The 12433-nt window shown below is 41.1% G+C and carries 11 protein-coding genes; 8 read left to right on the plus strand and 3 right to left on the minus strand.

Annotated elements, in window-relative coordinates; translation table 11 throughout:
* The first annotated feature begins 2 nt into the window (after positions 1–2).
* The 6 genes from I2E70_RS03740 (at position 3) to I2E70_RS03765 (ending at position 5754) form a co-directional block, all read left to right on the plus strand.
* A complete protein-coding gene (locus I2E70_RS03740) occupies positions 3–200 on the plus strand; it encodes a DUF3272 family protein (protein WP_049518722.1) in 198 nt (65 codons plus the stop codon).
* A gap of 206 nt (positions 201–406) precedes the next feature.
* Positions 407–1669: an ABC transporter permease gene (locus tag I2E70_RS03745; protein ID WP_155169522.1), complete on the plus strand. Its 1263-nt coding sequence runs from the start codon at positions 407–409 to the stop codon at positions 1667–1669.
* A 6-nt stretch (positions 1670–1675) separates the two neighbouring features.
* A complete protein-coding gene (locus tag I2E70_RS03750; RefSeq protein WP_049472614.1) occupies positions 1676–2317 on the plus strand; it encodes an ABC transporter ATP-binding protein in 642 nt (213 codons plus the stop codon).
* A 12-nt stretch (positions 2318–2329) separates the two neighbouring features.
* Positions 2330–3706, plus strand: a complete 1377-nt coding sequence (locus tag I2E70_RS03755; RefSeq protein ID WP_070466196.1) for an ABC transporter permease — start codon at positions 2330–2332, stop codon at positions 3704–3706.
* Between the two features lie 72 nt (positions 3707–3778).
* On the plus strand, positions 3779–4432 hold the full coding sequence (locus I2E70_RS03760) for a response regulator transcription factor (RefSeq protein ID WP_070466194.1): 654 nt from the start codon (positions 3779–3781) through the stop codon (positions 4430–4432).
* Positions 4429–5754: a sensor histidine kinase gene (locus I2E70_RS03765; protein ID WP_070466193.1), complete on the plus strand. Its 1326-nt coding sequence runs from the start codon at positions 4429–4431 to the stop codon at positions 5752–5754. The genes I2E70_RS03760 and I2E70_RS03765 overlap by 4 nt, the downstream gene beginning before the upstream one ends.
* A 184-nt stretch (positions 5755–5938) precedes the next feature.
* On the opposite strand, the gene I2E70_RS03770 is transcribed toward I2E70_RS03765, so the two are convergent.
* A complete protein-coding gene (locus I2E70_RS03770) occupies positions 5939–6628 on the minus strand; it encodes an ABC transporter ATP-binding protein (RefSeq protein ID WP_070466191.1) in 690 nt (229 codons plus the stop codon).
* A 1-nt stretch (position 6629) separates the two neighbouring features.
* Entirely contained in the window at positions 6630–7733 is a 1104-nt protein-coding gene (locus tag I2E70_RS03775) for an ABC transporter permease (protein WP_195423513.1), read from the minus strand.
* A gap of 641 nt (positions 7734–8374) precedes the next feature.
* On the opposite strand from I2E70_RS03775, the gene I2E70_RS03780 reads away from it, so the two are divergent.
* The gene (locus I2E70_RS03780; protein ID WP_003007840.1) at positions 8375–8623 is read left to right on the plus strand and encodes a type II toxin-antitoxin system RelB/DinJ family antitoxin; all 249 of its coding nucleotides are present in this window, start codon (positions 8375–8377) and stop codon (positions 8621–8623) included.
* Positions 8620–8919, plus strand: a complete 300-nt coding sequence (locus I2E70_RS03785; RefSeq protein WP_003007839.1) for a type II toxin-antitoxin system RelE family toxin — start codon at positions 8620–8622, stop codon at positions 8917–8919. Before I2E70_RS03780 ends, I2E70_RS03785 begins: the two co-directional genes overlap by 4 nt.
* Before the next feature lie 1655 nt (positions 8920–10574).
* On the opposite strand, the gene I2E70_RS03790 is transcribed toward I2E70_RS03785, so the two are convergent.
* Positions 10575–11831, minus strand: a complete 1257-nt coding sequence (locus I2E70_RS03790) for an MFS transporter (protein WP_229060256.1) — start codon at positions 11829–11831, stop codon at positions 10575–10577.
* Positions 11832–12433 lie beyond the last annotated feature (602 nt).

The following is a 12433-nucleotide window of genomic DNA, read 5'->3' on the forward strand; positions in this document are numbered from 1 at the left end:
TTATGAATAGAAAACAATTTGCAGTGATAGCAGTCTTTACTGCTATGGAGACATACTTTTTCAATGAAGCGACCATGGCGGGTCAAATGCTCTTTGCATGTTTTTGGGCCCTCTTGATCTTGCGCAATCTCCAGACAGCCTATATGGTGGAGAAGATTGCTAGTGCCATTGAAAAAGAAATCAACAAGAAAAGAAAATAAAACCTTTGAAAAGGAATCCTTTTTCAAAGGTTTTTTCTATGGCTATAGATAAAGTAACTCTAAACGACTGTTCAGTTTTCCTAGATTTTTCTAGGAAATTTTTTCTATTTCATAAACATTTCACATTTCTTTTCTATAATAACTATAACAAATGATGAAAGCGTCCACATTGTATCGCCGTGGACCTTGAAATGGAGGGTAAGATCATGCTCTTACAACAGGCAATCGCCTATATTTCTCGGAAAAGAACGAGGAATCTGGTTCTCTTTCTGATTCTCCTCTTGATCCTCTCTTGCTTGTATTTCTGTTTTTCACTGATGCAAGTGGGTGAAAGGTTGGAGGACCATATCAAACAGTCGGCTGGGACCAGTTTTGCCCTGACCAGTAAGCAAGGGGCTACTCCCTTTGCTCTGAAGGAAGCTGAAAAGGTGCAGCAACTAGCTGGGGTGGGAGCTATGGTTCCTCAATATGAAAGTCCCGTTCGCATTCTTGGTAAAGAAGCGGTGACGGGACAGCAGTCGGTGGAGCGAGACGATTTGGGGCAGGAAGCCAAGCAAGCGCTAGGCGCTGTCTTTACCCAGAAGACAGACCAGCACCTGGATTTCCGGAGTAGCAGTTTCCAACTGGTGCAAGGCAAGCACTTATCCGACAAGGCTCGCGGCCAGATCTTGATCCACCAAGAGTTGGCTAAGAAGAACAAGCTAAAGGTCGGAGATTCCTTGACCTTATCCAGCTTTCAGATGGGGGAGACTCCCGCCAAAGAGCAAACCTTTAAAATCATAGGGATCTTTTCGGGTAAGAAACAGGAAAAATTCACAGGGATGACCTCTGATCTGAGTGAAAACCAAGTCTACCTCCCTTATGAGGATGCGACTAAGCTACTTGGTCTCAGTCAGCAAGAAGTGACCCAGGTCACCTTTGGCGTCAAAGATCCTGAGAAAATCGATGCCCTCTTGAAGCAAGTCAAAAGCTTGGATCTGGATTGGCAATCTCTACGCGTGGTCGAAGATCGCAAGGCCTTTGACCAGATGAAGGAATCCTCTCAGACCCTAGAAGGCCTGGTGCGGATCATGATGATCGTCCTCCTAGTGACGGGAGCCGGTGCCCTATCGCTCTTACTCAGTCTTTGGACACGGGAGCGGATCCACGAAATCGGGGTCCTCTTATCCATTGGGAAGAGCAAGGGCCGGATCTTTAGACAGTTCCTCTTGGAAGTGGTGCTGGTATCCTTACTAGCGGTGATCCCAGCCTTTCTCATCGGGCGGATGGTCAGCCATCGTTTCTTAGAGCAGTTTGTCGGACAGACCGGTCAACAGCAGACCCTAGAATTACTCAACCAAATCCCTCAAGGCCTTTCCTTAGGAATCGCCTATGCTAGCCTCTTGTGCTTGATCCTTCTGTCGCTCGGTGTAACGACCAGCATGATCTGGCGCAAGAGTCCAAAAGAAATATTAACAAAAATGAGTTAAGGAGAAATGACATATATGCTAGAACTCAAACATGTATCCTATAGTTACCAAAGCTACCAAGAAGAGATCTTCTCAGACGTGAACTATCAGTTCAAAAATGGGACTTTTTACAGCATTATCGGTCAGTCTGGAGCAGGGAAATCAACCCTCCTATCCCTCTTGGCTGGTCTGGACAATCCCAAGAAGGGACAGGTTCTCTTTGATGGGGAGGACATCCAGACCAAAGGGTCTAGCTACCACCGCAAGCACCATGTCTCCCTGGTCTTTCAGAATTACAATCTGATTGACTATTTGACGCCACTTGAAAATGTTCGCCTGGTCAACAAACAAGCTGGGAAAGACATTCTCTTGGAGTTGGGATTGGACGAAACGCAAATCAAACGCAATGTCCTACAACTATCCGGCGGGCAGCAACAACGGGTGGCCATTGCGCGTGCGCTTGTTTCAGAAGCACCTGTCATCTTAGCAGATGAGCCGACAGGAAACTTAGATGAACAGACAGCTGGTGATATCATTGCCATTTTGAAGAAGTTGGCCAAGGAACGCCAAAAATGTGTCATCGTCGTCACCCACAGTAAGGAAGTGGCAGAGGCCTCCGATGTGGTCTTGGAATTGAGTCGCCGTAGCCTCGTTGAGAAGAGTAAGTAAGGAGGGAATGTTATGTTGCGCAATGCTTTTGCTTATATCACACGTAAATGGCCCAAGTCCCTCTTGCTCTTTGCCATCATTCTCCTCATGGTGACCTTGAGCTTGATCGGACTCTCCATGAAGGGAGCGACCCAAAAAGCTTCGTCGGAAAGCCTGGGATCCATCACTAATAGCTTCTCCATGCAGATCAACCGCAGGACCAATCCAGGAACCCCACGGGGAGCTGGGAATCTCAGAGGAGAAGATATCGAAAAAATCAGCCAGGTAGAGGGGATCACTTCCTCCATCAGGCGGATCAATGCCATCGCAGATATCCTAGACCACGAGATCATTGAGACTGAAGAAACCCTGCAAAATCAATCTCCAGAGCGGGCCAAATACTTTAAAAACACCCTGATGGTGACGGGGGTCAATGACTCTTCTAAAGAAGATAAGTTTGTCTCTGGAGCCTACAAGCTGGTCCAAGGGGAGCACTTGACAGACAAGGACAAAAACCAAATCCTCATGCACGAAGATTTGGCGAAAAAGAATGGCCTCAAGGTAGGTGATAAGGTGCGTCTCAAGTCTAATCTCTACGATGCTGACAATGAAAAAGGGGCTAATGAAACTGTCGAAGTGACCATTAAGGGTCTGTTCTCAGGGAAGAACCAAGCTCCTCTAACCTACGCCCAAGAGTTGTATGAAGATACCCTCATTTCTGACCTGGATACAGCTGCCAAGCTCTACGGCAATACTGTTCAAACAGCTACCTATGAGGATGCGACCTTCTTTGCCAAGGGGGATCAGGACCTGGATCAATTGATCGAAAAAATCAAAGCACTCGACATTGACTGGAACCTCTATGACTTGGTTAAGAGCTCTTCCAACTACCCGGCCTTGCAAAAATCCATCAGCAGCATGTTCCAAGTGGCGGACTACTTGTTTATCGGTAGCCTCATCTTTGCTAGCTTGCTTCTCACCCTTCTCCTCGTCTTGTGGCTCAATGCCCGTCGCAGAGAAGTGGGTATCTTGCTAGCTCTGGGACACTCCAAGGTGCAGATTGCAGGGCAATTCGTGGCAGAATTGGTCATGATTTCCATCCCCGCCTTCCTCCTCTCCTATGGAGTTGCAGGACTTCTTGCCAAAACAGTCGGAGATACGGTACTCAAGAACGTAACCAGTGGCATTGCCAAACAAATGGCTCAAGAATCCTCTGCAGCCAACCTTGGTGGTGGAGCTGAGGCAGAAAGCTTCAGTAAGACCCTGACAGACCTCCATATGGACATCCAACCGAGCCAATTGTTGGTGATTGTTTTGGTTGGCGGCCTCCTCTTGATTCTCGTATCCATCCTTTCTTCTCAATGGCTCTTGCATAAGAAACCAAAAGATCTCTTGGTGGATGTCGAATAAGAGATTGTTTCCTAAAATAGAAATAGGGTATAATAGGAGGTAGAAGAAGTTTCTTAGATAAAAGGAAAGTGTATGAAGATACTAATCGTAGAAGATGAAGTCCTGATTCGCGAAGGGATGAGCGACTATCTCATGGAATGTGGCTATGAGGTCTTTGAAGCAGGTGATGGGCAGGAGGCCTTGGACCTCTTTCACAGAGAGGCGCCAGATCTGGTCTTGCTGGATATCCAGCTCCCTATCCTCAATGGCTTGGAAGTGCTCAAGACCATCCGCAAGACCAGCTCGGTTCCTGTCCTCATGCTGACGGCCTTCCATGATGAGGACTATAAGTTGACAGCCTTTGGAGAGTTGGCAGATGGCTACCTGGAAAAACCCTTTTCCTTGTCCCTCTTGAAGGTCCGTATCGAAGCTATTTTTAAAAAGCTCCAGCCTTCACGGATCTTCACCTATGGAGAGGCACGGGTGGATTTTGAGAGCTACACAGCCAGTCTAGCTGGGCAAGCCATCTCCATGAATGCCAAGGAGTTGGAAATCTTGGAATACTTGCTCCAGCATGAGGGTAAGGCCCGGACCCGCTCTCAGATCCTCGATGCCGTCTGGAAGGAGACAGAGGAGATTCCTTTTGACCGGGTGATCGATGTCTATATCAAGGAACTACGAAAAAAACTAGAGCTGGACTGTATCGTTACGGTGCGCAATGTCGGCTATAAATTGGAGAGACCATGACCAAACGGAGTATCTTTGCAAAGATCTTTCTGATCACCTTTGCCCTTTTTAGTGGCTTAGTCATCCTTCTACACGCTTCGGTTTACTTTATTTTCCCATCGACCTATATCGAGTCTCAGCGCCAGACGATTTTGAAGAAATCACAGGCCTTGGCCAAAAGTTTTCAAGGCCAGGAAGAAGGGACCATTGAGTCGGTCATTGACCTTTATTCCAAGACCAATGATATCAAGGTCTCGATCAAGGGCAAGGAAAAACAAAATGCCCTAGAGGTCAAGGATGACTTGCTCCTGAACCCGGATAGCCAGAACAATTCCCTGGTCATTGAGGAGCGAAAGATCCAGACTAAAGAGGGGAAGGACTTGACCTTGCAATTCTTAGCAACTGTCGATTCCCAAAAGGAAGCGCGGGACATCAGTCTGGGCTTTCTTCCCTATAGTCTCCTCGCTTCCTTTGTTCTGTCACTGATTGCCTCCTATCTCTATGCCCGCCTGATTTCTGCTCCGATCCTTGAGATCAAGCAGATGACCAAGCGGATGAAGCGACTGGATCGGACGGCCAGTCTTCCCATTCATTCGCAGGATGAGATCGGCGTCCTCAAGCAACAGATCAACGACCTCTATCACCATCTCCTAGAAGTGATCGACAATCTAGAGCAGCAGAAACAGGAAAATCTGAAGTTGGAGCAGATGAAGGTCGAATTCCTACGGGGGGCCTCGCATGAGCTCAAGACGCCGCTAGCCAGCTTGAAGATTATCCTAGAAAATATGCGGGATAAGATTGGCCGCTACAAGGATCGGGACCGCTACCTGTCGGTCTCCCTCGATATCGTCGATGAGATGAACCAGATCGTCCTAGAAATCCTGTCCCTGTCCTCTGTCCAAGAATTGGCCGGTAACAAGGAGTGGATCCAGCTGGATCAGGTCGTAGAGCAGATCCTCGACCAGTACAAGGTCTTGGCTCAATCCCGCGCGCTCACGATTGACAATCAGATCCCTGACAAAGCCGTCTATATGGACCCAGCGATTCTGAAATTGGTTCTCTCAAATGTCATCAGTAATGCCGTTAAGCATTCGGATGCGGGTGGAGAGATCCAGCTCCGTCTCGAAGAGGAAGGGACGCACTTGGCGATTGAAAATGCCAGCCAGGAAATGGTAGAGACCGCCGAGCTGCCAATGACCGCTAGCCGTCAGAAGAAGGAAGGAGGTCTGGGACTCTTCGTGGTCCAACACTTGCTAGACCATGAAGAACTGGCCTACCAATTTGATAAAACAGCTATGGGCTTGCGCTTCCGTATGGAGCTGCCCAAGGAGCCACAAGAATAAAAAGAGGCTGGGACAAAAGTCCTAGCCTCTCAATTATTTTTGGATTGTTTAGCAAGACGCAGTGGTTGAGTGGGCTCTACTACGCTGATTTCATCAGCTTTTACAGCCCTACTCAACTGTGCGGAGGTGGGACGACGAAATCGAATTCTAACGAATTACCGATTTCTGTCCCACTCTCTTGTATTTAATCAACCTTTTCTACCTTATGCAATTGGCCGTGTTTTAATTCATAAATGGTATCCACATAGGTCAGGATGGAGCGGTCATGGGTGACCATGATGGCGCTCTTGTTTTTGGATTTGACTTCTTTTTGGATCAATTGGGCGATTTCTTGCCCTCGATCTGGGTCTAGGCTAGCGGTTGGTTCATCGGCTAAGATGACCTGTGGATTTCCGATGAAGGCGCGAGCGATGGCTGCCCGTTGTTTTTGTCCACCCGACATCTGATTCGGGTATTGGTGGTAACAAGCTTCGATGCCAAGATCTGCCAACAAAGCCTTGACTTCCTCTTGGCGTTTTTTCTTGTCCTTTTCCCCTTTTAATTTGGCCACCAGTTCTAACTGGTCACCGATTTTCATATAGGAGAGGAGCTGGTGATCCTGAAAGATAAAGCCGAGCAATTCCAGCCGTTTTTGCGTCCACTGGCCTTGGTTGAGTCCAGTCAAGTCTTGGCCTGCGATGCGAATCCGCCCCTCATCCGCTGATAAAAGCAAGCCAGCGATGGCTAAAAGCGTGGACTTACCAGATCCTGAAGGGCCCAAGATGGCGACAAATTCATTGGGTTCGACGCTTAACTCTAGCTGGTTGAGGACATGGTGCATCTGGCTGCCATCGGCGTAGGATTTTCTGATATTTTCTAATGCGATAATGGCCATCTTATTCTCCATTTCCACCAATGACTTCGATTGGATCTACTTTTTTGATTTTGACAAGGGACAAGGCACCACACAAAATAGAGGTCAGGATAAAGCTAACCGAGATGATGAGATTGTCTTTCAGGGTCATAAAGGAAGGGACGCTATTGGGTAAAAATGGCGCCATCATAGTTGCCAAACCAAGCCCCAGCAGTACTCCGATGAGGGAGATGATGGTGAGCTGGGATAGTTGGACATAGGTAATCTGGCTCATGGACATGCCAATGGCCTTTAGGACACCAAACTGTTTCAACTTTTGCAGGGTCAGGATATAGAAGAAGACCCCAAGGATAGCAGAAGAAGCGAGTAAGAGCACCCAAGTGATCATCCGTAGCGTCAGGTTTTGAGCCTTGTAGCCAGGGATTTTATCGATCACCTGCTTCTTATCCGCCACCATCAAGTTGCTGGCTAGATCGCTAGAAGTGATGCTTTTCTTGGTCACAAGGGTTTGGGCTTGCCATTGATAGCTTGGATCTGTTTTTTGCCGCATGCCTGTGTAGGTATCCGAGCTGATAAAGCCAATCTCGCTATAACCGTATTTAGCATTTTTCGCGAAGGCCACGACCTTGAGTTTTTGCTTAGAAGTTTTGTCGATCACGTGATCGCCGACTTGGATCCCCTCATCCTCTTTGAAAGAACTGTCCAAAATGACCTCGTTTTTCTTTAAGTCGGAGATCTTGAGGTCTGCATCGTCTATGATTGGATTGAGGATTTCCTCTTCATTGTGATCGGTCGCGAAGTAGGTGATATCCAGAGTGTTGGAATCCTCTGATTTTGAGACGGTTGCCCGCTGGATGGACAAGCCAGAATAGTCCATCCCCTCTATCTTTTGGACCTCATCTACGTCTTTCGCCGTAATAGTTGAAAAGGGAATAATCCCTTCTGAATCTGTCGAAAGGATGTAGTGCAGGGCCCCATAGTTATCGATTTGGGCCGATACCGACCGGCCCAGTCCATTTGTCAGCCCGGACAAGAATACCACCATAAACATGAGAATGGTAATGAGGAGTTCAATCAGGATAAACTTCTTGGGTTGGTATTTCATTTCATTCCATGCGATTTTCATATTCGTTCTCATTTTAGCACGGAGGTGCTCAAGTAGCTTGGCACCTAAACATACTCTACCATCATACCACAAGTGGGGGGAGAATAGGGGGATGGTGTTTGGGGAGTATGAAGGAATCGGATTTGTTTCTCAATTATTAATTATTAATTGTTAATATATACAAAAAAGAGATATGCTATAGACAAACAAAAAAGCTTTGATTTCAAGGCTTTTTCCTGTTGATTTAGATGCCCCCTGCATGAAATCCTTCATTTTAGTGTAGAAGAAAATAGCAATAGAAGCTTGAAATTGAGGGGTTTTATTAAAATCTTTCTTCGAATAAAAGTGATTTGAAATACAACTTGGTACAAATAAACTTCAATTTTATGAACATATAAGTTTATAAAGTTTATAATTATATGTTTCCGAAAAACATATCTTTTTCAGAAAGTGGAACAATAAGCAAAAAAACAGCCCCAACGGTTGGGGCTGTTGGTGTTTCTGATGAAATATCTTAATCATTTCAATTTAAAATGTTCCAAAATAATTATTTCAACATTAATTTTTGATAATTTATACAAAAAAATTCTCAATGAGAAAAAATAGTTTGAAAAAATCTGTTTTTTTGTGTATAATGTACACAAAAAGATGAGGTGATTTAAATGGCTATTACAACTACAAAAGCAAGATTGAATCTAAGTATTGACTCTGAATTAAAACAGGAAGTTGGTGAGGTCTTGAAGGAGATTGGGCTTGACTATACTACAGCAATTAATTTATATTTCAATAAAATCAGACGTGATCGTAAAATTCCATTTGAACTTGAAGCACGAAAAAATTTAACTGTCGATGAATTTCTTGGTTCAAATTGGCGTGAAGGTTTGGAAAATGTAGAGGACGGTTGGGATTGAGTTATAAAGTTGAATTGATTCCTGAAGCGCAAGATGATTTTTATAAATTAGATAATAGTCAACGTCTTCATGTTAAAAAGTCACTTATCAAGTTAGAAAATCAAGGGATGCTTGCCGGAGAGGCTCTTCACGGTAATTTAGCAGGTTACAGGAAGTTAAAACACAAAAAATTGGGCCTGAGAATTGTTTTTCATGAAACTGTCAATGCAATTGAAATTATTGAAGTCATTGCTATTGGTAAGAGAAGTGATAACGAAATTTATACAATTTCTGAAAAACGTATAAAAAACAGATGAAGCTATTTTAACCAACCTGCATAAAAGAAAGAAACACCTACTAACATATTCAAGAAATTAAAAGTAAATGAGATAAGAAAACTGGAACTACTTTCACATATAAAAAATGGAATTTCATTCAAATTAAAGTATAATAAAATAAGAAAAAGTTGTTACTAAAGATAAAATTTTTAGAATAAAAAATTACCGTAACTAATTAATATTTATATAAGAAAGTGGATGATTCCAATGTGCAAACTATAATTATCAATTCTTAAGCTGTAAATAGTAATGCTTCAGGTCAAATTAAAGCAGAGTTGTTAGGAGCTGGTTTTAATTTTGGAGGTATTGTTGGAGGCAAAACTTATTATAGAGTCCCATTTAATCAAAACGGAACTATTAGTCTATACTAACTTAGGAGATAATCGATATTATGAATGAAAAAAATCGTACATATTTTATTTGTGCAAGTATTATTATTTCATCTATAATTTTAGGACTCTTTATTTATAACGGAATTTATAACGGATTTGACGTTTTGGGTCAATATATAAACGATGGCCTCAGGGTAATTAATAGTAATTTACCTAATATTTTTAGGTAGTTAATAGTAATAGAATTTAAATAAAAAACGGTAATTTAGTGAATGCTGATTGCCGTTTTTTGTTTGCTAATTCCAATAACCATTGATAGTGTAAAAAAGAATGTAAATGTTTAACAAAAGATTTGACAAATGGCTTGTACCGAAAAAGTCAGATTGGTTTTAGGAAATTATTCAAAGAAAATTAAAGTTACGTTGAAACATGATGATATTGGGGGGCATCAAATCTTTCTTCTTTTAAGTTTTACAAAACAACATTTCAATATGTTCTACTAATTGACGGCTATTTTTTAGAAAACAACCGTTGCCACCAGCTTTTTTAGTTTCTAACAATAATGTTTCATCGTGAGAGCTCCAATAAGCTGCAGCTGGCTGTTGCTTATCCAATCATGACGAAGTATTAAAAAAAGCTTCCAACACTATTAAAGCAATTAAAAGTGGGAAAACTTAATCCGTTTAGAAAGATAAACATTTGTCTTTTTTCACATTTTTGCATCGTCTAAATTAACTATTAAATAGTGAAAGGGGGTAGTAAATGGATAAAGTGATAAAAATCGTTGGCGTGTCTTAACGCTTTTATCGGTTGGCTTTTCGTCTTCTTCTATGAGACTGACCTAGTTTATAGTGTCACAGTGCCTCAGATATGAACGATAGCCTTCAAATAAAGATAATCAACAACAAAATAAACAAGAATAGGGAAAAGTCTTTAGGATCAAAAAACGCATAATATTAGGTTTTGAAGAACCTTGATACTATGCGTTTTATTGTGGGGAGATTTACTTTATTTTCTCCTGAAATTGAGTTTTTACCTAGTATCGTTTTACTTCCGATTAGAGATAACAAATTTATCAATGAATAGTAAGTGATATAATGCAAGTACAAATCCCCAGAAACTACCACGAAGAGAAAATTCTTGATGATTAAGAGGAAGCAAATCACGGTTTCCTATATAGATGCATGTCAAAATCACAAATAGAATCCAAAATAAATCAGTCCATTTATATTTTGAAAAAAGACAAGGTGTTTTATCCTTGTCTTTTTCGTTTTACGTTTTAGTACTGCTTTTGTTTCAATGTCAATAAATGTGTTCTTTTTGGAGTATTCTATAGATTCGAGGTAACATTATCACGGTATAGATCAGGAGAGAAACACCTCCAAATATGAATATAAGACCTCCGTTTATGTCCTTTTGAAATAGATAAGTAAATACAATGGTACCTATCGGCATGATAGACGTATTTAGTGTGAACAAAGTACTCATTACTCTTCCTAAATAATTTGTTTCAATGCTACTTTGAAGATAGGTCATGACGACAATATTTAGAATAACAAGAGTGAATGCGATAATTCCCATAAATAAACCGCCAACGGAAGAAATAATCACTTGGGTGTTAGTAGTTGCAAATGTAATACCCAAACCAACGATTGCGATGGTTAGAAGAAAAAGTGGAATGCGAATTCTATTAGAGAGGAGTGTATTATTTTCTTTTTTGTCTGGCAATAGTGACATAGACACACTGGCTAATAACATTCCAACTGCAGACATTGTTTCTAGGATACCTACTGTTGCATTATCTAATAAGAGTTGCTCTTTGACTACAAATGGCACTCCAATGCTAATGGAAGTATAGAAAAAATTCAGTACAACACTAACAAGAATAATATATTTGACAATCTGATTTTCTTTTAAGAATTGGATAATTTCTTTGACCCCGTGTTGATGCTTTTCATTCTGTTTAATCTTAGCTTCTTGCTCTTCGTGTTCATAGAAGAATTTCATGGTAAGTAAGACACCTAAAGAAAGGATATTTGCAATGATTTCTATAAGAATAAAGCCTGAGAAGCCTAACCAATTATAAAGAATGACTCCAATAGCTGGGGAAAGCATGGTTGCGATAGCAATGGCGGTTTGTGTAACAGAGCTTAATCGTTGAATTTTTGTATCATTTACTAACTCGTGGATAGAGGCTGAATAACAAGTATCATTGATGTTAACTGTGACAGAGTGAAGTATGACAAACGGAATTACTAAATATAAGATAGTAGATGAATTCGTTAAAAAATAAAATGCATAAAACAGAAGAAAGATAATAATTCTAAAAATAAAATTATAAATTAAGATCTTTTTATGACGGTATCGGTCTACTAAATTACCGATTGGAACCAAGAAAATCAAACTAACTAAAGGATAGATGATCATATTGATTCCAAAACTCATTGCCGATTTTGTTTGGTCCAGTAACATTAATCCTAAAGCAAAATTAAAAGCTTTTCCACTTAAAGAACTAATAAAACTACTAATAAAGTCTTTGATGATTTGTCTATTAGACATTTGATCACTTATTAAATTCTTAATATTAGCCCCCTCCATTCGTTTCAACATTACTTCGGTTATCTAATCCTATTCAATCAACCTGTGTTGTAAGGTAATTGGGATAGTAGATAGACCATAATTTTTATTAATTAAGATTTTACCAATTATACTAATAAAAGTATAATAAAAAATGTAAAAAATATTGTCTTTATGTTTACTAATTATATTTCTCTCTTGCTTTGACATTATCTAAATTGATAACTTCTTACGTACCTCTTCTAAAATAGGATATATTTTACAATCGTTAAAGGATTTTACAATCGTTAAAGGATTTCAAAATGGAACAGATTGATTTATTTTGCTTTTTATAGGCTTTAACTTCATTCTAGATGTTGATACTATTTGTCACAACTCTTGACACCGCTTTTGAACGGGAGTACAATAATATTGAGGACAAGATGGTTAATCTCTTTTATTTGGGAGGTGTCAGATATGCAAATCTATTTTGTTTATTCTATTTTCTATCTATTATCACGCGTAGTAGCACTTGTAGTTCTAGCTTATCTTATTAAGTTACTCATTGCTCGTTTAAAAAGAAACTAAGTAACATTTTGCCCAAA

The organism is Streptococcus parasanguinis, from assembly GCF_015556095.1.
Classification (GTDB): Bacteria; Bacillota; Bacilli; order Lactobacillales; family Streptococcaceae; genus Streptococcus; species Streptococcus parasanguinis_Q.